Genomic DNA, 24,341 nt, shown 5'->3' on the forward strand with positions numbered 1-24,341 from the left:
ATTAAACGCTTCTTGATTTTCCAATATATTGAATAGCCTATACTGGAAGTTATTCATCATAGAGCTGCGCTGAGCGGGAAGCTCCGTATTTTGAAGGTATTGTTCTCTCGTATGAGCGCCACGTCTAAAGAAAGGATTGAATGCTCGCCTAGATGGCAGAACAAACACCTGAAATTGGTTGTTGACTTCATCTTTTCTGGTTTCACTACTTCCTTTTTTCAAAGAAGAAATCTTTTCTTCCTTGCCATCAATAAAGTACGTTATGTCGACGCGATCAACTGATGAGTTTCTCGCTCCAACTGTAAAACTTGGTGATTGATAGCCACCACGAGCTTTTAGGCACTCTATAATGGAAGATTTTCCTGAATTATTTGCACCAGTAATTATTGTTAATCCACTCCCCAATTCTCCATTTGGAATTGAGAATTGAATAATCTGCTTGGAGCTAAACCCTCTAAATCCGATTATTTCAATTTTTTCTAAAGGCATATCTACTCCCTATGGCCTCTAACGCCTGGGCTAAGCCGCCGGTTGGAGAGCCAGCGCAAACAGGTCGGCTTGAGCCCCTGGTTATGTTGTGATTTGGTCGAAATACCACTGCGCCTGTTTCCATTCCATGTCTTGCTCCATGTGGTAATCGAAAGGTCGCGGGTAGCGATGGTGATTCAGAATAAACTGCAGATGATCGTGAGCAATTTCCGGATCATATACTCGCCACACCAGCCTTCTAGTCTCGTTCCATGTTTCTCGCACCAAAAACAACGCATTCCCACCAGCTTTGATTTCCTCATCCAGCTTGTCACAAAAGGGATCAACGATTTCTCTTTCACTGACGGAGGGCATTCCGTTTTCGACGATATCCTCAAAATCAATGATGAGAGATAAATGCCAGCTGAAGATTGCCTTTGGCTCAAATTTTTTCAACGCTGAATTCAAAACGGCGATACAGGGAAGACCATCTTCTTTCCATTCGAGAATTCCATATTCCTCTTCGGGAAGAACGACCTTAACCTCGTTTTCCTTGAGCTTTCTTTCTTGCTTTTTCCCGAACAACTTATTCAGCATGCGGGTTCCCTTTCAACATAACATTGCGTTAGCGCGCACACTCACTTTCCCAAAACCGTTGTACACGTCTTCTATTTCCTAATTGACTGTTATTAATAGCATTTATAGCGATTACTGTCTGTCTCTTTCCCGCGAAAGTGTGCATGCCGCCTATCACGGCTGGTACATTCACACTATCCCCAAACCTAATAATGTAACCCATTGATGAATAGATTCTTTTATTTTACTGGACTGAGAAAGCGTGAATGCATGATGAGAAAGCGTGCATCCTATTTAGCTTTCTTTCCGATGAGCTGGTTAACTATCCAGCCTTTCTCCACGCTACCGCCCATCGATTGTCCGCATCCGGTAAGCGATCTGTCTCTTTGTTTACTTTTTAGCCTACCAAATGTCTAAATACCTTTTCATGCGCTAGTGTCCAAAATGTTAGCTAGCGCTTGTTCTGTGATATTCGCTCCAAAAAATTACTTGGCGGTCGGTTACGGGAGTCGCGTTTGGCGGGTGTAGGCTAGGAAAATAGCAGGCGTAAAAGTGTCGTCTTAGCGGTGTTTGGGGGGAGGCAGAAAGGCGCCAAGGCTGGGTGTTAGCGAGGGTGACAGTTTGCGTCTAGAAACTCGGCGGTGGTGAATTCTTTGGTTTAACTTGACCAAACGCGGTTAATTGGTCCTTTTTTACGCAAAATTAATGATTATTTCACTAAATTTGTACAACAAATTGTGATTTAGGTTGGTATAATTTTCACCACTTTAACCTCCTCCGCACGCTGTTGGATATTTGTGCTGTGAATATAGACGTCAATAACCTCCTGCTCCAAAACGATATTTTGCTCCTTTTTGTGGTACTTGCCATGGGCCTTGCGGTTGGAAAGGTCAAAATTGGTAATGTGCAATTGGGTGGATCCATCGGTGTACTGTTTACCGCGATCATTTTCGGTAACGCTGGGTTCACCTTCTCGCCAGATGCGCTCAGCATCGGTTTTATGCTGTTTATCTACTGTGTAGGTATTGAGGCAGGCCCGAACTTTTTTGGCGTTTTCTTCCGCGATGGTAAGTCGTATTTGCTACTGGCGCTCACCGTGCTGCTCAGTGCCATTGGCTTAACCTTGTTTTTCCAAGAGCAATTGGGGCTGGATATCAGCATTGCCACCGGCATGATGGCAGGTGCGCTGACTGCCACGCCGGTACTGGTAGGCGCGAAAGATGCCCTAAATTCCGGACTTACGGGCGTCGAGGGTGAACAGCTAGGCATGATGATCGACAACCTCAGTGTCGGTTATGCCATGGCGTACTTAACCGGCTTGGTGAGCTTGATTGTGCTGGCGAAATTGATGCCGAAGTTACAGCGCCACAACTTAGAGCACTCTGCACAGCAAATCGCCATTGAACGCGGCTTGGGGAGTGAGTCGCAGCGTAAAGTTTATTTACCTATTATTCGCGCCTATCGGGTCGGCCCTGAACTAATTCAGTGGATTGATGGCCGCAATCTGCGCGAGCTGGGTATTTATCGTCAAACCGGCTGTTACATCGAGCGAATTCGTCGTAATGGCATTTTGGCTAACCCAGATGGTGATGCGATTTTGCAAGAAGGCGATGAAATTGCACTGGTGGGCTATCCCGATAGCCATGCTCGCCTCGACCCCAGTTTCCGCAACGGCAAAGAAGTGTTTGATCGCGATCTGCTCGACTTGCGCATTGTCGAAGAAGAAATCGTGGTAAAGAACGACAGCGTCGCGCAGAAGAAGCTATCCGATCTCAATCTGTCAGAATATGGCTGTTTCTTAAACCGTGTGGTGCGCGCACAGGTAGAAATGCCAATGGACCAAGGCATTATTCTCAATAAAGGTGATGTGCTGCAGATCAGCGGCGAGAAAAGCCGTGTGAAAGGTCTGGCTGAGCGCATTGGTTTTATCTCGATTCACAGCCAAATGGCCGATCTGCTCGCGTTCTGCTGTTTCTTTATTCTCGGCCTTGGGCTGGGGATGATCACCATGACCTTCGGCCAAGTGACCTTTGGTTTGGGTAATGCCGCTGGTTTGTTGCTGGCGGGAATTAGCTTGGGCTACTTGCGCGCCAATCACCCCACGTTTGGTTATGTGCCACAAGGGGCGCTGAACATGGTCAAAGAGCTCGGGTTGATGACATTTATGGCTGGCATTGGGTTAAGTGCCGGTGGCCGTTTATTTGAATACATCGCCGATATGGGCTTTTCAGTGATCATTGCCAGTATCTTTATCAGCGTGATCCCTGTGATTATCGCCTATTTGATTGGCGCTTATGTGCTGAAAATGAACCGTGCGTTGTTGTTCGGAGCTATTGTCGGTGCGCGTACCTGTGCGCCTGCGATGGATATGATTAACGAGCATGCCCGCAGCACCATTCCGGCGCTGGGTTATGCAGGCACCTATGCGATTGCCAACGTGATCCTCACCTTGGCCGGTACTCTGTTGATCATTCTGGTGTAATTTATTGGCTAACCTTCTATTCGGTCAGCAATAATTCAGCGACTATGCATATAATGAAAGCGTCCAATTTGGGCGCTTTTTTGCTCACAAGGGGTTACGCATGCAGGTGCTTATTATCGAAGATGATTCAATTCTCAGTCATCATATGAAAACAGAGCTGACCGAGCTGGGCCATCATGTACGCTGTGCCAGCACAGCCAGCGAGGGATTGTATTATGTCGATCAATATCCGAATGATATTGCAATCATTGACTTAGGCTTGCCCGATCAAGATGGTATTAGTTTGATTCGCGACATTCGTGCCAAGGGTCTGCGTGTGCCTATTTTGGTGTTAACCGCCCGCGCGAATTGGCAGGATAAAGTGGCTGGACTGGATGCCGGCGCGGACGATTATTTGGTGAAGCCGTTCCAAAAGCCGGAATTGGTGGCACGGCTGAATGCCTTGGTGCGACGCAGTGCCGGTTTTGTGAAACCTACCATTACCGCAGGCGATATCGAGCTCGATTTGCTGGCTAAATCCGTCTCGGTAAAAGGCCAGCCTTTAGAGCTGACCGCCTTTGAGTATGATTTGTTTGAGTACTTGATTCGTCACAGCCGCGAAGTGATCTCCAAACAACGTTTACTCGATGTACTATATTACGACCAAGACGGCGATCCGAATACCATCGAGGTGATGATTAGCCGTTTACGCAAAAAACTGATACAGAGCGGTCATGAAAACCCGATTTCAACCGTACGTGGTCAAGGGTATCTTTTTGAAATTCAAGCTGAGTAATTCATGAAATTAGATCAATTCGCTTTGTGTCGTTGCCGCACGCGGCTGCGAACCCGTGTGCTTGCTACCTCGATCGGTATTATTTTACTGTTTTCGATTGCTCTTGCAGCGTTGATTAATAAGCTGTATCAGCAAAACTCAATGGCGACGTACTCGCGCGATTTGGTGTCGCAAATTCCGATGGTCATGGCTCAGCTCAGCCGCGATGGCTTAATCCGTGCCGACCAGCTCACCGCGTGGATCCAGTCGCTTGACCCGTCGAGCTCGGATTATATGTCGGTGCTCTGCACCCCAGAAAATCATACGTTATGGACATCGCGAGATGTCAAAGCCTTAAAGGTGGACGATATTTGTACCCTCTTCCCTTCGCAAGCCACTACACCACAGTATTTATCCATTGCGGGCGTCAACGTAGTAGCCCAACGGCTATCTTCTGATAAGCAGCCGAGCGATAGCCCTAACCATTTGTATGTGCTGCGTAATGTAGGGCAAGAAAAGCAACATCTCACCAACTTGGAAACAGAGACATGGTTTTATATCAGTTTGCTGTTCTTTTCTGCCTCTGCCCTGGTTGTGGCGGCGTGCCATTGGAGTTTTTCGCCACTGCGCCGCTTGGCGAAAGAGCTGATTGCGATCACCGAATCGCGTCAACAAACCTTGGACAGTGATTACCCTGATGAGCTGCAAGATCTCACCCAAGCACTCAATCAGATGATCACACAGCGGGAAAAGCAAAAAGTGCGTTATCGTCACGCCATGGATGACTTGGCACATAGCCTTAAAACACGCTTAGCGGCCACCAACGCCCTACTCGATGATAACAGCTTGAATCGCGAGCAATTGAACAAGCGTATTTTGGAGCAAGTCAGCCAAATGGATGACATGGTTCAGTACCAGCTTAAACGGGCTTTGGTGGGGCAACGCGGCCTAAAGCGTGATGACAGCTCGCTCACCATTCCTGTCGATAGTCTGACGGGTATGTTAGATAAAGCCTATCGGGATAAACCCGTGACGGTGATCCGTGGCTTTGCTGAAGATGCCACCCTCCCGCTTCATCGCAGCGATCTGATGGAGCTGTTGGGGAATTTACTCGAGAACGCGTACCGCTTTTGTCTTGAGCAGGTGCTGATCCGATTGGAAGATAAAGGCGATGCGTGGCAGCTTTCTATCGAGGATGACGGTCCCGGCGTGCCGGAGTGCTATCGCGAGAGTATTTTTCAGCGCGGTGTGCGTGCCGATCAGCTAAATCCGGGCACGGGGATTGGCTTGGCGGTGTGTGATGAAATTATTGCCAGCTATGATGGTTCCATTCAAGTCACCCAATCCTCATTACAGGGCGCCGCGTTTGTTCTCACCCTGCCCAAACGCTAGCTAACACCGTGTGTTATACCAATAAAAAACGCAGACGTTTGGGCTGCGTTTTTTATTAAGCTATGTTTTCACTGGGCTGCAGATATATCGGACTCGGCGAAGCTGCGCATTTCCCACTCGCGAAGGCCGAGACGCCAACGCGAGCTAATCGCTGTCTGGATCTGCTAACAAATCGTCTTTAGCAGCCATCATATATTGGTACATCGACCAATAGGTCAGGCCAGTTGCAGCATAGAGCGCGACATAACCTAGCCATTCAATCCAAGGGGCGGCGTGCCAAAGCAGCATCGTCAGAGCAAACATTTGTGAGGCCGTTTTAAATTTGCCCACCCAAGAGACGGCAACGCTGGCGCGTTTACCAATTTCCGCCATCCACTCGCGCAATGCCGAAATAATTACTTCTCGCGCAATCATGGTCGCAGCGGGAATCGTGACCCAAATGGAGTAGTAATGCTCGACAATCAACACCATGGCAATTGCCACCATCACCTTATCGGCAACAGGATCGAGAAAGGCGCCAAAACGGGTCGATTGTTTTAAACGGCGAGCTAAATACCCATCCAACCAATCAGTAACACCAGCAATCACAAAAACGAGTGCCGCGGCAAACGGAGCCCATTCGTAGGGCAAATAATAGGCGATGACAAAGACCGGAATTAGCGCAAGGCGCAAAAAGGTCAAAATGGTGGGTATATTAAGGCGCATGCTCAGCTTTTTATTGTTGGATTGACTACGTTATGTTGCCCCATTGCCTCTAACCTTGCAATGAGGAATGAATTTTCTCTGCCAGTGTTCGGCTGATCCCGGGGACTTTGGCGATTTCTTCGACACTGGCGTTGCGCAACTCTTGGATCCCACCAAGATATTTCAGCAAAGCTTGGCGACGTTTCGGACCAATACCTTCGATTTGGGTCAGCACACTTTGTTTGCGTGCTTTTCCGCGTGCGGCCCGGTGTCCAGCAATAGCGTGATCATGGCTTTCATCGCGAATGTGTTGAATAAGATGCAACGCCGGTGAGTCGGCCGGCAACGAGAATTGCTCGCCAGAGACTTTGATCAGTGTCTCTAGGCCCGGTTTACGGCTGGTTCCTTTGGCAACACCCAAAATAAGCGGATGAATGGGCCAATCGGCGATCAGGGGTTTAAGTACCTCCCACGCGCGATTGAGCTGTCCTTTACCCCCATCAATCACAATAATATCGGGGATTTTTTCTGGCTCGAGCTGTTTGCTGTAGCGACGAGTCAGCACTTGGGCCATTGCAGCGTAATCATCGCCGCCGGTGATCCCTTCAATGTTGTAACGGCGATACTCTTTTTTTAGCGGGCCATCTTGGTTAAACACCACGCACGACGCCACGGTTTTTTCACCCATGGTGTGGCTGATATCAAAACACTCCATCCGTTTGACCGGGTTTAACCCTAGCGTTTCTTGCAACACCTTGTAGCGGTGCTGGATGGTCATACGATGGTTTATCTWGCTGGTTAACGCTGTACGCGCATTGGTGTTGGCTAGCTTTAAGAAGCGTGCCCGCGCGCCGCGTGGTTTGCTTTGCAGTTGCACACGCCGCCCGGCGATTTCACTCAAGGTATCTGACAACCAGGTAAGATCGTCGCCGATGTCATCAGAAATCAAAATGTGGCTAGGAATGGTGCGCCCTTCTGCTTGGGCCAAATAAAACTGGCTAACAAAGCTAGACACCACTTCGGCAGGTTCCGTCTCCGCCGGCATTTTGGGGAAATAGCTGCGGCTACCTAACACCTTACCTTGGCGTAAAAACAGCACATGAATACAGGCCACACCGTTCTCAAGTCCAAACCCGATCACATCCAGATCTTCGTCGCTATCTTGCGAAACAAACTGCTGCTCTTGCACACGGCGCAAAGCTTGGATTTGATCGCGGTATTCGGCGGCTTTTTCGAATTGAAGCTGCTGACTGGCGGTTTCCATTTTTTCCACCAGCGAATCGATCACTTGGCGATTTTTGCCCTGCAAGAATAAACGGGCAAAATTCACCTGCTCGGCGTACTCCTCATCACTGACCAATCCGGGCACACAAGGCCCCGCACACCGACCAATTTGATACATCAAACAGGGGCGACTGCGGTTGGCGTAAACGGAGTCTTCGCATTGGCGAACGGGGAAAATTTTCTGCAGCAAATGCAGGCTTTGTCTCACTGCGCTCGCATCCGGAAACGGGCCGAAGTATTCGCCCTTTTTCTTTTTCGCACCGCGATGAACCGCCAAGCGAGGATGGGTATGGCCGCTTAGATAAATGTAGGGGTAGGATTTATCATCGCGCAGCAACACGTTGTATTTCGGCAGGTGTTGCTTGATGAGGTTGTGTTCAAGGATCAGCGCTTCGGTTTCCGTGTGAGTGACGGTGACTTCCACATTGGCGATGTTGCGCACCAAGGCTTTGGTTTTTTCGCTGGAAACTTGCACACGAAAGTAGCTGGCAAGACGCTTGCTCAGATCTTTCGCCTTACCCACATAAATGATCTCACCCGAGGCGTCCATCATGCGATAAACGCCCGGTTGGTGAGGCACCGTTTTTAAAAAGCTTTTTGAATCAAATGTGTCTGGCACTACAGAGTCTCGGTATCTAACATCCCGTGACGAATGGCGAGGTGAGTCAACTCCACATCCCCGTTAATGCCTAGCTTGCTAAACAAACGATAGCGGTAACTATTAACGGTTTTGGGGCTTAAACTGAGCTGCTCGGAAATGTCCGTGACTTTTTGCCCTTTGGTGATCATCAGCATGATCTGCAATTCACGCTCAGACAGCTCCTTGAAAGGGTTGTCAGAAGAAGCGGAGAACTGACTAAGCGCCATTTGCTGGGCAATATCCGGGGAAATGTACCGTTGGCCACTATTGACCATGCGGATCGCATTCACCACTTCGTCCGCGCCCGCCCCTTTGGTGAGATAGCCCGCGGCACCCGCTTGCATCACCTTGGTTGGGAATGGGTTCTCGGTATGAATCGTGAGTACGATGATCTTGGCATCCGGCGAGTAGCGAAGCAACTTACGTGTGGCTTCCAAACCCCCGATGCCCGGCATGTTCATGTCCATCAGGACAATATCGGCGTGATTTTGCCGACACCACTTGAGTGCGGCTTCACCGCTGTCGGCTTCCCCTACCACTTTAATTCCACGGACGTCTTCTAATAGACGTCGAATCCCTGTGCGAACCAGCTCGTGATCATCTACAAGGAAAACAGTGATCAATCTTGTATCTCCACTTGGTTTGGTTCGCCAACTTGTTGCTTCACCGCAACGGTTGGACGTGTCTTAACGCATATTACTTGAGTTTTACCACGGATGAAAAGGCAACAACAGGGCCGATGTACCGAATCGCAAATTTTCATACACTAAACTGTCAAAAAACAGTCAACCCGTCTAAATTATGGCCAACACGGCGGCATTTGCAGCAAGTTGCTAGCCATAAATGGAGTAACGTCATGTTGACATGTCAGCATTTTTGAACACATCGCGGCCCTATCCGTGATTACGAGTGGGCTTGACCCCATAGGCTATAGCGCCAAACACAGATACTTCATTTCAAGGTATTCATCCAAGCCCCATTGTGACCCTTCTCGGCCCAAGCCTGATTGTTTCACCCCACCAAAGGGCGCCACCGCGGTTGAAATAAGTCCGGTATTAATTCCCACCATGCCGTACTCCAAGGCTTCTGCGACACGATGCACGCGGCTAATGTCTCGCGCATAAAAATACGACGCCAGACCAAACTCGGTATCGTTCGCCATTGCGATAGCCTCAGCGTCATCATTAAAAGCAAACAAGGGCGCAACCGGACCGAAGGTTTCTTCTTTAGCAATCCGCATCGCCGGTGTGGCATGTTTGATGACCGCAGGCTGAGTAAAGTTTTCCCCTAACTCTGGGCAATCGCCGCCAAGCAGGATCTCGCCACCGTGTTGCTTGGCATCGTCCAAATGTGCTTTCACTTTGTCGATCGCACCACGATTAATCAGCGGGCCAATGTCCACCTTGTCATCGGTGCCAAGACCGACACGTAATTGACTAACCGCTTGTGTGAATTTTTCTGCGAAGGCGTCATAGATACTCGATTGCACATAGATTCGGTTCACACAAACGCACGTTTGTCCCGCATTGCGGTATTTAGCCGCAATGGCACCTTCAACCGCTGCATCGATATCCGCATCATCAAAAACAATAAACGGCGCATTGCCCCCCAACTCCAGTGACAGCTTTTTAATGCTTGGCGCGCATTTTTCCATCAGTTGTGCGCCAATTTCCGTCGAGCCAGTGAATGAGAGCTTACGTACCCGATCATCGCTGCAAAGCGTGTCGGCAATCGGCCCAGCCGTGCCGGTGACAATGCTTAGTACCCCGGCAGGCACACCCGCGCGCAGTGCCAGTTCTCCTAGCGCCAACGCCGACAACGGTGTATCACTGGCCGGCTTCACCACCATCGTACAACCTGCCGCCAGTGCTGCCGCGGCTTTGCGGGTGATCATCGCGGCCGGAAAATTCCAAGGCGTAATCGCTGCCGTTACGCCAATCGGCTGCTTGATCACAGAGATGCGTTTATCGGCCTGCTCGGCAGGAATAGTCGCGCCATATACGCGCTTCGCTTCTTCAGCAAACCACTGCAAAAATGACGCCGCGTATTGGATCTCGCCCGCGGCTTCTTTCAGCGGCTTGCCTTGCTCAGCGGTCATGATCGCCGCTAAGTCGTCTTTGTGTTCCAGCATCAGCTCGTACCAGCGGTACAATACATCGGCACGGGCTTTCGCCGTTAGCGCACGCCACTCGGGCAAAGCCGCATCAGCGGCATCAATTGCTTGTCGTGTTTCCTCGGCGCCCATATTGGGTACGTTTGCCAAACACGTTCCATTGGCAGGATTGGTCACCGGGCGTGTTTTTTGGTTGTGGGCATCTTTCCATTGACCGTTAATCAGTGCTTGTGTCTTAAGCAGCGTCATGTCCTGCAATTGCATAATGGCTCCTTTTTTGTTCAAAGGCGTTGCGCGTTCACCCAAATCATACTGGCACCTTGCCAGCTCACGAATAGCACGGCAAGATATTCGCTGAGATCAACGACTATAAGCCAGTAAATGCACAATGTCTGCTCAAGTAGACAGCAAATAACCACAACGGCTTATAGATACCGGCGCAAACACAGCTGGCCCTTCRACAGAAAAAGGATGCTCTATGCGTATTTTTAGCCAGTTCGATAGCGGGAATATCCGCGTTCTGAATGACGACGACATCAACAATATCCAGCTTGCCATTCACCAAGACAATCAGTCTGAGTTTTATCAGTGGTTCCACTTTCGCCTTGAAGCTGAGGTCAATCAGGCCCATACGCTCCATATTCAGCAGCTTGCAGGCTCTGCCTACCCTGAAGGCTGGAAAGATTACCAAGCGGTTGCCTCATACGACCGTGATACCTGGTTCCGTGTTCCTACTGAATTCGACGGCGATACCTTGACCATAAAGGTGACGCCGCAACACGGCTCGATGTACTTTGCGTATTTCGCACCGTATAGCTATGAGCGCCACTTGGATTTGATTCATCAAGCGCAAACCTACCCACAGTGCCAATTAGAAACGCTTGGCCAAACCCTAGATGGCCGCGATATTAGCCTCTTGAAAATTCGCGCTGATTTAGGGGAATCCGCCCAACCGAAAACGCCCATTTGGCTGATTGCCCGCCAGCACCCCGGCGAGACCATGGCGGAATGGTTTATGGAAGGTTTGCTCGACCGCTTGCTTGACGACACGGACACCACCGCCCGTGCGCTGTTGGAAAAAGCAGACTTTTACATCGTGCCCAATATGAATCCCGACGGCAGCGTACGCGGCCACTTGCGCACCAATGCCGTCGGTGCCAACTTAAACCGCGAATGGGAAACGCCAAGCCTTGAGCGCAGCCCTGAGGTATATCATGTTCGTGCCCGTATGGAGCAAACTGGGGTGAAAATGTGCCTCGATATTCACGGCGATGAGGCGATACCGTACAACTTTGTAGCCGGTTGCGAGGGGATCCCATCTTACGATGAACGTATGGCCGATCTTGAAAACCGCTTCAAACGTGCGCTGCTTACCGTGACGCCGGAGTTTCAAGACGAGCATGGCTATGAAAAAGACGCGCCCGGTAAAGCCAATTTAACCGTAGGATCGAACTGGATTGGCGAGCGCTTTAAATGTTTGTCATACACGGTTGAAATGCCGTTTAAAGATCACAACGACCAACCGGATCCAGACTTTGGCTGGTCACCTGCGCGCAGCCAAGCCTTTGGTCGCGATATGCTCAGCGCCATCCTCGCGGTAGTGGATACACTGTAACGCACCCAATATGCGCGAGACTCAAAAGCCGATGCCGCGTCATCGGCTTTTTCTATGTCTGTCATAGATTATTTCTGTTTTCGCTCGTCGGCAAAGGCTCGTAAACTAGCCACAAATCATTCGACGAGGAACAATAATGACAACCCTAACCTCACGTTGCCCTCACTGCCAAGCAATGAACCGCATTCCGAGCGAACGCGTGAACGACGCGCCCAAGTGTGGCAAGTGTCAATCAGCGCTATTGGAAGGAAAACCCATTGAAGGCACCAGCGATAACTTTGCTGCCTTACTTAATAGCGACAAGCCAGTGGTAGTGGATTTTTGGGCCCCTTGGTGCGGACCATGCCAAAGTTTTGCACCTGCCTTTGAGGCCATCGCCGAACAGGAAGAAGGCCGTGCACTGTTTGTGAAAATTGATACTGAAGCACAACACGCGCTGGCGGCACAATATCGTATTCGCAGCATTCCGACGCTAATGGTGTTTAAAAACGGCGAGCGCGTTGACATGATGAACGGCGCCCTGCCTCAAAATGCCTTTAGCGACTGGCTAAGCCAGCACCTTAGCTAATCGCTATTCGCTAACCATTCTTTCATAATGATCACGCGGCGCTACACTTTTAGCGCCGCGCCTTGTTTGACCGCGCGGATCGCCACATTGGTATTGATGTCTTTGACCATCGCCAAGGTCTGTAACTGGCGCATAAAAGCTTCATAGTGCGGTAAATCGCGCGTCACCACTTCTAGTAAATAGTCATAGGTGCCAGAAATGACGTGACCGTTGATCACTTCATCCATTTCCACCAGCGCGTTTTCAAAGGTGACAATCGCCTCTTCTCGGTGATTACTCAAACTCACGTTAACGAAAAAGGTCATGTTTAGCCCAATCCGCTGGCGATTTAGGGTGACCTGATAGGACGCTATCACCCCATCGGCTTCCAGCTTTTTGATTCGTCTTGCACACGGTGAAAACGACAGCCCAACCGCATCAGCGATTTCCGCGGTGGTACGCCGCGCATCGTCTTGCAACAGCGCCAGAATGGCTTTGTCTTTACTGTCCAAATCGCTTCCTTAGTGATTTTCAACAACAAAAGGATAGTTAAAGATGATAGACGCTAACATGATGGCAAATCACTCTTTAATTTGCCACCAATCCCTCCTTTGACGCTGCCACACTAACTCTATTGTTGAACAAGGAAGTGACCAACCATGCCTGCCACCTCTCAACGTGTATTAGGCCTTGCCGCCATGCTTGTCACCGTGACCATTTGGGCGAGCCTGTTTATCTCATTGCGTCAGGCCAGCCAATCGGTGTTAACCAGTGGCGATGTTGCCCTACTGCGCTTTTTGCCCGCCGCACTCCTATTTGGTTGGCTGAGCCGTCATCGGGTCCGTCATATTGTCTCCGTGCCCAAACGTTATCTGTTTGCGATTGCCTTCGGTGCCGGTTTACCGTTTTATCTGCTCGCTGCCACCGGTATGCAGTTAGCCCCTGTTGCCGATGGCGCCTCGTTAATTCCTGGGATCTTGCCACTGTTTGTCTCTACCATCGCTTGGGGCGTTTATGGTGAATCGCTCTCGGTGGGACGGCGATTAGGGATTGGGCTTATCGTGATCGGTATCGGTGCATTTTTGTGGCATTCGCTGTTCTTCTCACCGTGGAGCGTCACCCAAGGCCATTTGATTTTGCTTGCGGCCAGTATCAGCTGGGCGTGGTTTACCATTGGCGTACGTGTGACAGGATTGAATGCCGCAGAAGCCGGCGCGGTACTCGCGATTTCGGCCGTCTTGTTGCTGCCTGTGGGCGCGATGAGCGGGCTGATCTCGTTTAACTTGCTCCAAGCGCCTTTGGGCGAGCTGGGCTACCATGTGCTGGCGCAAGGCTTGGGCGTGGGGATCATTGCCAATTACAGCTATGCATTTGCGATTCGTCGCTTAGGTGCAGAAATGAGTGCCGCAATAGGCGCATTCACGCCTGTGGTGGCGGCGCTGATCGCCATTCCTGTGTTCTCAGAAACCGTCAGTCTGCTCACCGTAGTGGCGATGGCGTTGATTGTATTCGGTGCGGTGCTCGCTAGTGAGGGGATAAAGTGGCGACGCACACAAACAAAAAGCGGCCCGCAGGCCGCTTAATCTGTGATTCGGCGTAAACGCTATCCGGTTAGAGGTAGTCACCACGACGCAAGGCATCGATACGTTTTTCTAGCGGTGGGTGAGTCATAAACAACTCACTCAGCGTTTTCTTACCGTTGATGCCAAATGCCATCATTGAGCCTTCCAGTTTCGGCTCGTGACTGACTTTTAAACGCTCCAGCGCCGCAATCATTTTCTGTTTGCCTACCAGCTGCGCTGAGCCTGCATCGGCGCGGAATTCGCGATGACGGCTAAACCACATGGTGAGAATGCTAGCCAGGATACCAAACACGATTTCTAGCACTGACGACACCAGGAAGTACATCATCCAGTTGCCGCCGCCTTCGCCTTCTTCGTCGTTGTTCATACCACTGACCGCGCCAGCAATGACACGAGAGATAAAGATCACGAAGGTGTTCACTACCCCTTGCATCAAGGTCATGGTGACCATGTCGCCGTTGGCAATGTGACTGACTTCGTGCGCCAGTACCGCTTCCGCTTCATCACGGGTCATGTTTTGTAGTAACCCCGTTGATACCGCGACCACAGAGTCGTCACGTTTTGCCCCGGTGGCAAACGCGTTGATGTCAGGCGAGTTATAGATCGCCACCGTTGGCATGCCAATGCCAGCACGCTGAGCCTGTTGACTGACCGTGTTCATCAACCAGTGCTCGGTTTCGTTACGTGGATGCTCAATCACTTGCGCCCCTACAGAGCGAAGTGCCATGGATTTTGACATCAGCAACGAAATAATTGAGCCGCCAAAACCGAATACAGCCGCCAATACCAGCAACCCAGACAAGCTGCCCGGCTGCATGCCTGTGACCGCGTAGATGATGTTCAGCACAATGCTGAATACGATCAGTACCGCGAGGTTGGTAGCAAGAAATAATCCTATGCGTTTCATCGTGTGTCTCCGTCGCTTAAACCCAGTGTTTAGCGCTTACTTGTTGTAATGGTAAAAATAGTATGGGCATTCAAGATAAAAACAATCCTTTGATGCAATTTGTTACGAATAAAATGATTGAATACGCTCATCGATACAGATAGCAGCACCACTCCGCTGACCRGTTAGTGTGGCACGTTATTCCCATCTGATATAGATAAAATGTGAGCTAGGCCGATTGAGAAATTTTTAAAACAAATTCAGCAACTTAAAAACAAACTTAACACATAGAGCCAGCATTTTAGACAAATCCAAGCTACTATAGACTTTAGTCGAGTTGTAATTGCGTTAAGAGGGCGCTAATTTGGCTGCAGCTGTTTAAAACCAGATAACATTTTCTCACTCATTGTTTACATCGCGATGAAGCGTTAATGAGACGAGACAAAGTGTGAAGCCCTGATCAAGAGCCGCGTCAAAACAACGCGTTATCAATGGAGTGAAACCATGGCAGAAAAAGAAAACTACCGTGTCGCCATCGACATCTTGTGCTGTCATCTCGGCATGAGCTTCGACGAAGCCTGCTCAGAACTTGGGTTAGCATCGGATGACGCCAGTGCAGCGCGACAAATTGCAGAAGTCCAGCAAGGTCTAATGGGATTACTGGACGATCAAAAATAAGCGGTCGTTGTCAGTCATTCCTGTTACAAGCCCGCCTCTACATTAGCAAAAAGCCAGTTTTCACTGGCTTTTTTTGTGTCCGGCATGACTCAATGCGCCCACCGTTTAAGGCGCTAAAAGCGCACGGATATCCAGCGTTGACGCCCGTTGTGCTAGCGACGCATCAGCAGCAAATGGCAAGTGCCCCAGACAAGGCGCATCTAAATGCGCAGCAAGATAGCGCACCATTTCATCACTGTGCTGCGCCTTGGGATCAACAGCATTTGCCACCCATCCGGCTAACCTAAGCCCACGTGCGCGAATGGCCTCTGCGGTGAGTAAAGCATGGTTTAAACAGCCAAGTTTAATCCCCACCACCATGATCACTGGCAGTTGGTGGGTAACCACCCAATCGGCTAGTGTTTCCGTCTCACTCAGTGGCACTTGCCAGCCTCCAGCCCCTTCTACCAATACCGGGCTGGCCTGCCGTTTTAAATGCGCGAGCCCATCGCTTAACATCTGGGTATCGATGGGCTTGTTGGCTAACACGGCCGCCCAATGCGGCGAGCACGGCGTTTCTAACAACACTGGATTGATAGCGGCATACGGCAATGCGATCGCACTGGCGTGCTGCAAAGTGACAGCGTCACTATTCAGTTGGTAATCAGGCGCTAAATCGGCACCAGCGGCGACAGGCTTGTAGCCCACCGCTTGATAACCTTGTTTGATAAAAGCGTGCAACAGCGCCGCCGTGGTATAGGTTTTCCCCACTTCGGTGTCGGTGCCGGTAATAAAGTAACTGTCATGCATGGTGGTTAATCACTATGTAGCCAATTTGATAGGTCGCCGGCAAGGTGTTGGCGGCGAGTGCAAAACGCTGATACGCCTTTTCTACCGCGCTAAACTGCGCTCTTGTCGCCAGCCCTTGTTGCCCCGCCACTTGCGGGCGATATGTCGCGCCAATGCCTTTTAAGCTTTTCATCACCGTATGGGCATTGGCAAACGTCAGCTGTTCGCTTTCTTGCAACACGGTCGCGTTCATCAGCCCGGCGCGTTGGGTCGCCTGTTGTAACTCTGAGAAGGAGATAAAGCGGTTCACTCGTGACTTACCGCATGCTTGTTGCCATGCGCTGTCGAGTTCACACAGTGATCCGGTCAGCAAAGTCGAAACAAGGATTTTCCCGCCGGGTTTGACGACCCGACGCAGCTCCGCCAATGGCACATGCAAATCGTCACACCATTGCAATGCTAACGAGCTAAATGCCAGATCGACACTATTATCAGCCAGCGGCAAATGCTCCGCATCAGCTTGTACGCCTAGCATGGCATCACCACAACGCGCTTTTGCCGTCGCAAGCATGGGGGCGCTGAGATCCAGTCCAATCACTGTTTTAGCGTGAGTCATCCACTGCTGGGTGAAATAGCCGGTGCCACAACCGACATCTAAGACGGTGTTGAGATGGACAGCTTTTTGCTCTGACTCAGCCAATGCCATTAACCGATGGCCGACACGGCGCTGCAGCGTCGCACTGTCATCATAATGGGGCGCGGCGCGGCCAAACGCTCTGGCAATCGCTTGTTTATCGGCGACGGTCATGGCGTCACCTCGCACGCTTTGTCGCTTGCTAATACCGGCTTCAGCGCCTCAATCAGTGCGGTGATATCTGTTTTTTGATGCTGCGCGGACAGGCTGATCCGCAGACGTGCAGTGTTGGCAGGTACAGTCGGTGGCCGAATCGCCCCGATCCGAATATGCGCCTTCATCAAGGCGTGATTCACCTGCTGTAATGCTTCCAAATCGCCGATAATCAGCGGCTTGATAGGGCTAGGCGTCGCGAGCAATTGCGGGAAGGGCTGCCTATTACCAACGTGCGGTTCGAAAGCAGACGTCGTCTCTAACCAGTCGTGGAGGCCTTGCGCTAGCTGTTCAGCATGGGCGCTGAGTGTTTCTCGCCGCCAGTGCTCTGTTCGTGCCAGCCTAATCGCATCCTCGATGAGTGCCGCTTGCGCAGGTGGCATAGCCGTCGAGTACACATAATGGCGCGCGAACTGGCGTAAATAGTCAATAATGGTGGGAGAAGCCAGCACTGCCGCCCCAGCGACGCCCAGGGCTTTTCCAAACGTCACGATTAAAATATCTGGCCGCGCGCCACGACTGATACTGCCCTCGCCTTCTTGCCCCAACACACCAATCCCATGCGCATCATCCAGTGCCCAGAGCGCGCTTGATTGGTTGGCAATCGCGGCAAGGCTTTCGGTTGGCGACACATCACCATCCATGCTAAATACCCCTTCTGAGACAATCAGCGATTCGGACGGTTGGGTTTGTTTCGCGAGCAGTTGGCGAAGGTGTGCCATATCGTTATGACGAAAACGGCGCTGTGTGGCAGGGCTCAATAAGCCAGCCTCAATCAAGGAGGCATGGTTGAGTTTGTCTTGAAACAAGACATCGTCTTTACCTAACAGCGTAAAGAGCAAGGCTTGGTTGGCGGCAAAACCACTGTTAAACAGTATCGCTTGCGGATAACCGAGCCAGTCACACAAGTGATCACAAAGGGATTGATGCGCCGCGGTAAAACCAGATACCACCGGCGAGGCCGTTGCACCCACGCCCCAGCGTTCAAGATGCTGCTGCGCCTTTTTGACCAGCCGCGGGTCTTGCGCAAGGCCTAAGTAATCATTACCCGCAAAGTTGCGCCATGACTCGGCGACGGCATTGTCACCACTTTGCCGCCATAAGCCTTGTTGCTGGCGTGCGGCCAGCTCGCCTTGGTAACGACGGGTCAGCGCTGATGTTGTGTCAGTCATGGGGACTTAGATACTGGCGTCGTAGAACAAATCGCCCTCTTGCGGGCGCGCTGCCACTCGCTCGGCCACTTGCTCAAGTAAGTCGTGCTCAGTGACTTGATCGGGTTTTTGGCTGACCGCTTCGCGATTAATACCCAGCTTTTTAAATAGCTGCATATCCGCATCTTCGTCAGGGTTTGGTGTGGTCAACAGCTTGCAGCCGTAGAAGATCGAGTTCGCGCCAGCCATAAAGCACAAGGTTTGCATTTGCTCATTCATGTCTTCGCGGCCGGCAGACAGCCGCACTGCCGATTTGGGCATCATGATCCGCGCCACCGCGATAATGCGGACAAAATCGAACGGGTCGACGTCATCGACGTTCTCAAGCGGTGTGCCTTTCACTTTGACCAGCATGTTGATCGGCACGCTTTCTGGGTGAGCCGGCATGTTGGCGAGTTCAACCAGCAAACCCGCGCGATCGCGAGCACTTTCGCCCAGCCCAATAATGCCGCCGGAACACACCTTCATTCCCGCGTCTCGCACATTAGATAAGGTATCGAGGCGTTCTTGATACGTCCGCGTGGTAATAATATTGCCGTAAAACTCAGGTGAGGTATCGAGATTGTGGTTGTAATAATCCAAACCCGCCTCGGACAAGGTCTTGGCTTGCTCTGCATCCAACATGCCCAGTGTCATGCAGGTTTCCAACCCTAATCCTTTCACGCCTTGGATCATATCGAGCAAATACGGCATATCGCGTTGCTTGGGGTTTTTCCACGCCGCACCCATGCAAAAGCGCGTCGCGCCTGAGGCTTTGGCTTTCTCCGCCGCTTCGAGCACGCGTTCCACTTCCATTAAGCGCTCTTTCTCAACATCGGTGCGATACCGCGCACTTTGCGGACAATATTTGCAATCTTCTGGACAAGCGCCGGTTTTGATCGATAACAGTGTGCTGACTTGCACTTGGTTGGCAGGATGGTATTCACGATGCACTTGCTGCGCTTCAAACAGCAAATCCATAAAGGGTTTATCGAACAATGCTTGCACTTCCTGTGCGGTCCAGTTGTGTCTTATTTCCACGCGGTTTTCCCCGTTGTTGTCGTTTTAATGCTTGGCTAGTCTACCCACAGACGTTAACCTGTCAACACAACAAAATCACACCGGTTTACATCTGGTTAATTTATGAGCATAAACACCCATTTTGACCGCGAGCATATCTGGCACCCCTACACCTCAACGCTCGACCCTTTGCCTTGCTTACCTGTCTCACACGCAAGCGGCGCCGAGCTACACCTTGAAGATGGCACTGTTCTGATTGATGGTATGTCATCGTGGTGGGCAGCCATTCACGGCTACAACCACCCTGCTTTGAACGCCGCAGCGCATCAGCAAATTGATAAGATGTCGCATGTGATGTTTGGCGGTCTCACCCACCAGCCCGCGGTATCGCTTTGCGAGCGCTTGGTCGCGCATTCACCCGACCCGCTCACGCAAGTGTTTTTGGCCGATTCAGGCTCTGTATCAGTAGAAGTGGCGCTTAAAATGGCGATGCAATATTGGCAGGGACGCGGCGAGTCACGCGCACAGTTTTTGACCTTGCGTCATGGCTATCATGGCGACACGTTCGCCGCCATGTCGGTGACGGACCCTGATAATTCGATGCACAAACTCTACAAAGGGTTTCTGCCTCAGCATCATTTTGTGCCTTCCCCACAAAGCCGTTTTGACGGTGAGTGGGATCCTAGCGACATACAGCCTATGCGCGACGCACTCACCGCCCATCATGGACAACTCGCTGCCGTGATCTTAGAGCCCATCGTGCAAGGCGCAGGCGGTATGCGCTTTTATCATCCCGAATACCTGCGTCAAGTGCGCGCTCTGTGCGATGAATTTGATGTACTGCTGATTGTGGATGAAATCGCGACTGGCTTTGGCCGAACAGGAAAACTATTTGCGTGTGATCACGCGGGGATCAGCCCAGATATACTGTGTGTCGGTAAAGCACTGACCGGCGGCTACATGACCTTGGCCGCCACGCTAACCACCCGTCATGTGGCCGATACCGTCTGCAGCGGTGATGCAGGCTGTTTTATGCACGGTCCTACCTTTATGGGCAACCCTCTCGCCTGCGCCGTGGCCTGCGCCAGCATTGATACCTTGCTGGAAAGTGACTGGCCGCAGACCGTCGCGCACATCGAGAAGCAGCTAAAAACCGGCTTAGCGCCTGCTCGCGCATTGGAATGTGTGGCGGACGTGCGTGTGCTTGGCGCAATTGGCGTGATAGAGTTGACCGACCCGGTGAATCTGGCCGATATTCAGCCTTTAATGACCGCCCAAGGCATTTGGGTCCGCCCCTTCGGCAAACTGGTGTATGTGATGCCACCCTATTGCATCCGCGACGACCAACTCCACCAACTCACTCAAGGCATGATCACCGCAATTAAGCAGTTTTTTGGTGAGTAGACAAGGCGTCAGTCACGCTCGATGCCAAATTTGCCCCCAGTGTCCGATGGCGCCGTGCAACGGGCGCGCAGCCCACATTATGATAATTATTGGCATCATGCTGGCGCTTATGCCGACCTACGCGCTATTTAGAATTTTTGAATACAGAGCGCTTCGCTTACGGAATACAGAAGAGAACAAATCGCGCTCGTATCAGCTCTTTCCGTATTCCGTATTCCGTATTCCGTATTCCGTATTCCGTATTCCGTATTCCGTATTCCGTATTCCGTATTCCGTATTCCGTATTCCGTCAAATTGTGTCATTAACGGCGATGGCGCTAGCGATGGTTTTCACCCTTTTCGAACCGTGTATTTGTCATGATGCCTCACTCGGGGTACTGGCGACGTTAACTTTCGGGGCCGCAAACCCGCGAAAGATATTATGAACAGAAAGCAGCGCGCACACACCCACTACCACACCAAGGTGCCATGCTTCGCTAACGCCCAAGCTCAATAGCGCCATACTCATCAACGCAGAAATGATCATCTGTCCACCACCGGAGAGCGCAGCGACGGTGCCAGCTTGGTTAGAGTAAGGTTGCATCACCTGCGACTGGGCGCACGGCAGCGCAATCCCGTTACCAAACACCATAAAGAACTGCCCTATCATCAGCAATAAAGGATCCATCGGAGTGAACCATAACCAGACCGCAGAGATGAGCTGCATCACGGGTGCCATCAACAGCATACGCTTGGTACCCAAACGCGGCCGAATGCGCGAAACCAGCGCACTACCCAGCAATAAGCCACATGTCGGAATAAGCGCCCACAGCGCATATTGATCCGAGGTCATACCGATGCGCTCTTGCATTAAAAATGGCATCAGCGACACCGTGGTGATCACCAAGGTAAAATTCACCCAGCTAATACTGGCGAAATAAAGAAAATACGGTGTTTTTAGCAATGCGCCATAGCGACCGAGGATCACCTTCACATTAGGCAACGGCGAACGAGCGAGCATGCTTTCCTTGAACTGGAAAAACAGCACGCACCACACCAAGCTGGTGTACACCATCAGCAAAATAAAGATCGCCAGCCAGCCTAAGTTATGGTTAACAAAGCCACCAATCACAGGAGCCATAATAGGCGTAAATGAGGCGACCATGATCAGATATGACATGGCTTGAGGAAGCTGATCCCCCGAATACGAGTCACGGGTAARGGCACGTGAGAGCACCGCACAGCAACCGGTGCCCATGCCTTGAATGCAGCGGCCAATCACCAAACCGGTGAAACTAGCACTAAAGCTCACCATCACGGTTAAGCCGATTAAAGAAAGTAACACGCCGGCTAATAACACCCGGCGGCGGCCAAGCGCATCCGAGATAGGTCCATAGATAAACTGTGATGGCCCAAAACCGAGTAGATAAGCAGAGATCAGCAGTTGGACATCATCCATACTGAGGTTAAAGTCTCGGGCTATCCACGGCAAAGACGGGAACACCAATCCCATACTGAACTGTCCAATGCTGACCGTTAAGCATGCCAGCAATACGGGCGACCAATTAAATGGACGAGTAGCCGATTGCATCCAATTTCCTGTGCATTTGCGTCGAGAGAAGAAAGGTAAGTGTCAAGCAAGCACGCGGCATAAATCACACTTTGATTGGCATAGTAACGCAATAAGCAACTGAGTGGTAACAAAAATTTAAAATTCGCTCACGTTAGGTTGGATGGAGGAAAGCGCGGCTAATGACGAAGATCGCACGTCAGCAAGATTGGCAACATGGCGCAAATTAAAGACATGAGATGGAACCCAAAAGCCCGATACGGTCTCACGAATCGGGCATCTTAACTATTAAGCGCGACGCGCATTTAAAAAGCGGGTTCAATCGTGCCTTTAAACGTCTTTTCAAGGAAGTCTCGGGTTTGTTGGGACTGAAATAGCGCCACCAAACGTTGTAGGTCGGGGTTGTCTTTATCTTCTTCGCGGGCGGCCACAACCATCACCGCTAAGGGAGCATCTTTCGACTCCAAGAAAATACCTTGTTCACTCGGGCTTAATCCCGATGACATCACATAGTTCATGGTGATCGCCGCCGCATCGACATCCTGTAAGCTGCGTGGCAGTTGTGCCGCCTCAACCTCAACAAATTCGAGTTGTTTAGGATTGGCGATGATATCTTGCAAGGTAGCTTTAAAGCCGACACTGTCGGCTAAGGTAATTAACCCCGCCTCTTGCAGCAATAACAATGCGCGCCCAGCGTTGGTAGGATCGTTGGGGATCGCAATTTGTGCGCCATTCGGCAGCGCATCAACATGCTCAACGCGATCAGAGTAGATCCCCATCCGCATCAAAATGGAACGTCCCATCGATACCAACTGGCTACCGTTGTTTTGGTTGTAGTTATCCAAAAACGGCTGATGTTGGTAACTGTTGAGATCTAAGCTACCATCCGCCAAGCCAGCATTGGGGGAAATATAGTCAGAAAATTCGACCACCTCGACCGCAATGCCCTCGGCTTTTGCTTGCTTGGCAACCGCTTCAACGACTTGGGCATGCGGCCCCACTGTGGCGCCAACTTTGATCACCTTATCCTTTGGTTCTGAGCAGCCAATCAGCGTAAGCGTCAGTCCGAGAGTGAGAATAAAAGAAGCACGTAGAGATTTCATCAATCGGTAATCCTTTCCGAAAAGCCATTTAGACATCTATACTGCCAAATAAGAAAAAGATGTCAATCATTGTTTATGCGATTCTCTGGAAGCTTGATCGCTTGTCGCTAAGGGCGCGTATTAGTCAGCATGTTCAATTAATTATCAGGAGGCGCGGATATGACCAAGCTGTTTCCTTTGCCCCTCTTTTTGTTACCGGGTGGCAGAGCAAAACTACGTATTTTTGAACCCCGCTATTTACGGTTGGTGCGCGAATGTACCGCCAACGGAGAAGGGTTTGTCCTTGCAATGATGCAAGGTCAGCGGCTTTATAAATACGGTACTTTGGTCGATATCGTTGATTTCGAGACGCTTCCCGATGGATTGCTGGGCATAACCATTGCGGGCCGACAACGGGTGGAAATTATGTCAACCGAACAAGCGCCCGACAAATTGTGGTTGGGTGATATACGTACCCTGCATGATTGGCCACACGATGATTATGTCGATAATACGGACGATGAGGTGCAAGCGCGCATTGCCACCAGTCTCAAGCATGTATTTGCTGCTCACCCTGATCATGCCGAGCAGTATGAACAGCCTCATTTCGAGGATGTCACCTGGGCGTGTCAGCGTTGGTTAGAGATTCTGCCCCTCACGAGTGCGCAGAAACAATGGTTTATCGCACAAGACTCCGCCGATGAGGCCAAGCAATTCATTCACCAACTGCTTGAAGAACACGTCGAGTGATCCAAATGATTTGTGGTGCGTATTGGAGT

The 24,341-nt window shown here is 50.9% G+C and carries 24 protein-coding genes; 10 read left to right on the forward strand and 14 right to left on the reverse strand.

Going from position 1 to position 24,341, the window contains the following annotated elements:
- Together BZG83_RS05645 and BZG83_RS05650 are read right to left on the reverse strand one after the other, a co-directional pair.
- Positions 1 to 489, reverse strand: a 489-nt coding sequence (locus BZG83_RS05645) for an AAA family ATPase (RefSeq protein ID WP_158074936.1), incomplete at its 3' end; no start/stop codon positions are given.
- An 81-nt stretch (positions 490 to 570) separates the two neighbouring features.
- Positions 571 to 1,065: a DUF695 domain-containing protein gene (locus tag BZG83_RS05650; protein WP_077479706.1), complete on the reverse strand. Its 495-nt coding sequence runs from the start codon at positions 1,063 to 1,065 to the stop codon at positions 571 to 573.
- A 781-nt stretch (positions 1,066 to 1,846) separates the two neighbouring features.
- On the opposite strand from BZG83_RS05650, the gene BZG83_RS05655 reads away from it, so the two are divergent.
- From BZG83_RS05655 to BZG83_RS05665, 3 genes are all read left to right on the forward strand, one after another.
- Positions 1,847 to 3,526, forward strand: coding sequence for an aspartate:alanine antiporter (locus BZG83_RS05655; protein WP_069587238.1), 1,680 nt, complete (start codon positions 1,847 to 1,849; stop codon positions 3,524 to 3,526).
- 100 nt (positions 3,527 to 3,626) lie between these two features.
- Entirely contained in the window at positions 3,627 to 4,301 is a 675-nt protein-coding gene (locus tag BZG83_RS05660; protein ID WP_077479707.1) for a response regulator, read from the forward strand.
- 3 nt (positions 4,302 to 4,304) lie between these two features.
- Positions 4,305 to 5,672 carry an ATP-binding protein gene (locus BZG83_RS05665; protein WP_077479708.1) on the forward strand — a complete coding sequence of 456 codons (1,368 nt, stop codon included), beginning with the start codon at positions 4,305 to 4,307 and terminating at the stop codon, positions 5,670 to 5,672.
- 144 nt (positions 5,673 to 5,816) lie between these two features.
- On the opposite strand, the gene pgsA is transcribed toward BZG83_RS05665, so the two are convergent.
- The 4 genes from pgsA to BZG83_RS05685 form a co-directional block, all read right to left on the reverse strand.
- On the reverse strand, positions 5,817 to 6,377 hold the full coding sequence (pgsA, locus tag BZG83_RS05670) for a CDP-diacylglycerol--glycerol-3-phosphate 3-phosphatidyltransferase (protein ID WP_069591012.1): 561 nt from the start codon (positions 6,375 to 6,377) through the stop codon (positions 5,817 to 5,819).
- Between the two features lie 49 nt (positions 6,378 to 6,426).
- The gene (gene uvrC / locus BZG83_RS05675; protein WP_077479709.1) at positions 6,427 to 8,259 is read right to left on the reverse strand and encodes an excinuclease ABC subunit UvrC; all 1,833 of its coding nucleotides are present in this window, start codon (positions 8,257 to 8,259) and stop codon (positions 6,427 to 6,429) included.
- Positions 8,259 to 8,903, reverse strand: coding sequence for a UvrY/SirA/GacA family response regulator transcription factor (uvrY, locus tag BZG83_RS05680; protein ID WP_069591014.1), 645 nt, complete (start codon positions 8,901 to 8,903; stop codon positions 8,259 to 8,261). The genes uvrC and uvrY overlap by 1 nt, the downstream gene beginning before the upstream one ends.
- Positions 8,904 to 9,208: 305 nt before the next feature.
- Complete coding sequence (locus BZG83_RS05685) at positions 9,209 to 10,657, reverse strand: NAD-dependent succinate-semialdehyde dehydrogenase (protein ID WP_077479710.1); 1,449 nt, start codon at positions 10,655 to 10,657, stop codon at positions 9,209 to 9,211.
- 214 nt (positions 10,658 to 10,871) lie between these two features.
- Between BZG83_RS05685 and BZG83_RS05690 the strand changes: the two genes are divergently transcribed.
- Together BZG83_RS05690 and trxC are read left to right on the forward strand one after the other, a co-directional pair.
- Complete coding sequence (locus BZG83_RS05690) at positions 10,872 to 12,008, forward strand: M14 family metallopeptidase (protein ID WP_077479711.1); 1,137 nt, start codon at positions 10,872 to 10,874, stop codon at positions 12,006 to 12,008.
- A gap of 136 nt (positions 12,009 to 12,144) precedes the next feature.
- On the forward strand, positions 12,145 to 12,576 hold the full coding sequence (trxC, locus tag BZG83_RS05695; protein WP_077457788.1) for a thioredoxin TrxC: 432 nt from the start codon (positions 12,145 to 12,147) through the stop codon (positions 12,574 to 12,576).
- A 41-nt stretch (positions 12,577 to 12,617) separates the two neighbouring features.
- On the opposite strand, the gene BZG83_RS05700 is transcribed toward trxC, so the two are convergent.
- Positions 12,618 to 13,067 (reverse strand): Lrp/AsnC family transcriptional regulator, encoded by a 450-nt coding sequence (locus tag BZG83_RS05700; RefSeq protein WP_077479712.1) that lies wholly within the window; start codon positions 13,065 to 13,067, stop codon positions 12,618 to 12,620.
- A gap of 147 nt (positions 13,068 to 13,214) precedes the next feature.
- Here BZG83_RS05700 and BZG83_RS05705 point away from each other — a divergent pair, with 147 nt between their 5' ends.
- The gene (locus BZG83_RS05705) at positions 13,215 to 14,138 is read left to right on the forward strand and encodes a DMT family transporter (protein WP_077479713.1); all 924 of its coding nucleotides are present in this window, start codon (positions 13,215 to 13,217) and stop codon (positions 14,136 to 14,138) included.
- Positions 14,139 to 14,166: 28 nt separating this feature from the next.
- On the opposite strand, the gene htpX is transcribed toward BZG83_RS05705, so the two are convergent.
- Positions 14,167 to 15,045 (reverse strand): protease HtpX, encoded by an 879-nt coding sequence (htpX, locus tag BZG83_RS05710; protein WP_077479714.1) that lies wholly within the window; start codon positions 15,043 to 15,045, stop codon positions 14,167 to 14,169.
- Between the two features lie 483 nt (positions 15,046 to 15,528).
- Between htpX and BZG83_RS16875 the strand changes: the two genes are divergently transcribed.
- Positions 15,529 to 15,702, forward strand: coding sequence for a hypothetical protein (locus BZG83_RS16875; RefSeq protein ID WP_167314491.1), 174 nt, complete (start codon positions 15,529 to 15,531; stop codon positions 15,700 to 15,702).
- Positions 15,703 to 15,807: 105 nt separating this feature from the next.
- Here the strand turns inward: BZG83_RS16875 and bioD are convergent, their stop codons facing one another.
- Genes bioD through bioB form a run of 4 tightly spaced genes read right to left on the reverse strand, consistent with a single transcriptional unit; the run spans position 15,808 to position 19,548 of the window.
- Positions 15,808 to 16,491: a dethiobiotin synthase gene (gene bioD / locus BZG83_RS05715; RefSeq protein ID WP_077479715.1), complete on the reverse strand. Its 684-nt coding sequence runs from the start codon at positions 16,489 to 16,491 to the stop codon at positions 15,808 to 15,810.
- Positions 16,484 to 17,278 (reverse strand): malonyl-ACP O-methyltransferase BioC, encoded by a 795-nt coding sequence (bioC, locus tag BZG83_RS05720; protein ID WP_108744050.1) that lies wholly within the window; start codon positions 17,276 to 17,278, stop codon positions 16,484 to 16,486. The genes bioD and bioC overlap by 8 nt, the downstream gene beginning before the upstream one ends.
- Entirely contained in the window at positions 17,275 to 18,489 is a 1,215-nt protein-coding gene (locus BZG83_RS05725; protein WP_077479717.1) for an 8-amino-7-oxononanoate synthase, read from the reverse strand. Before BZG83_RS05725 ends, bioC begins: the two co-directional genes overlap by 4 nt.
- A gap of 6 nt (positions 18,490 to 18,495) precedes the next feature.
- Positions 18,496 to 19,548, reverse strand: coding sequence for a biotin synthase BioB (gene bioB, locus BZG83_RS05730; RefSeq protein WP_077479718.1), 1,053 nt, complete (start codon positions 19,546 to 19,548; stop codon positions 18,496 to 18,498).
- A 108-nt stretch (positions 19,549 to 19,656) separates the two neighbouring features.
- Between bioB and bioA the strand changes: the two genes are divergently transcribed.
- Together bioA and BZG83_RS16655 are read left to right on the forward strand one after the other, a co-directional pair.
- Positions 19,657 to 20,931, forward strand: coding sequence for an adenosylmethionine--8-amino-7-oxononanoate transaminase (gene bioA, locus BZG83_RS05735; RefSeq protein WP_198929724.1), 1,275 nt, complete (start codon positions 19,657 to 19,659; stop codon positions 20,929 to 20,931).
- A 79-nt stretch (positions 20,932 to 21,010) separates the two neighbouring features.
- A complete protein-coding gene (locus BZG83_RS16655; protein WP_131825057.1) occupies positions 21,011 to 21,292 on the forward strand; it encodes a hypothetical protein in 282 nt (93 codons plus the stop codon).
- Here BZG83_RS16655 and BZG83_RS05745 read toward each other — a convergent pair.
- Together BZG83_RS05745 and BZG83_RS05750 are read right to left on the reverse strand one after the other, a co-directional pair.
- The gene (locus tag BZG83_RS05745; protein ID WP_077479721.1) at positions 21,287 to 22,501 is read right to left on the reverse strand and encodes a multidrug effflux MFS transporter; all 1,215 of its coding nucleotides are present in this window, start codon (positions 22,499 to 22,501) and stop codon (positions 21,287 to 21,289) included. The genes BZG83_RS16655 and BZG83_RS05745 overlap by 6 nt on opposite strands.
- A gap of 284 nt (positions 22,502 to 22,785) precedes the next feature.
- A complete protein-coding gene (locus tag BZG83_RS05750) occupies positions 22,786 to 23,583 on the reverse strand; it encodes a MetQ/NlpA family ABC transporter substrate-binding protein (protein ID WP_077479722.1) in 798 nt (265 codons plus the stop codon).
- A gap of 159 nt (positions 23,584 to 23,742) precedes the next feature.
- Here BZG83_RS05750 and BZG83_RS05755 point away from each other — a divergent pair, with 159 nt between their 5' ends.
- The gene (locus BZG83_RS05755) at positions 23,743 to 24,312 is read left to right on the forward strand and encodes an LON peptidase substrate-binding domain-containing protein (protein WP_077479723.1); all 570 of its coding nucleotides are present in this window, start codon (positions 23,743 to 23,745) and stop codon (positions 24,310 to 24,312) included.
- Positions 24,313 to 24,341: the final 29 nt, after the last annotated feature.

Origin of the sequence: Salinivibrio sp. PR919 (assembly GCF_001995355.1) — a bacterium.
In the GTDB taxonomy this organism is placed as follows: Bacteria; Pseudomonadota; Gammaproteobacteria; order Enterobacterales; family Vibrionaceae; genus Salinivibrio; species Salinivibrio proteolyticus.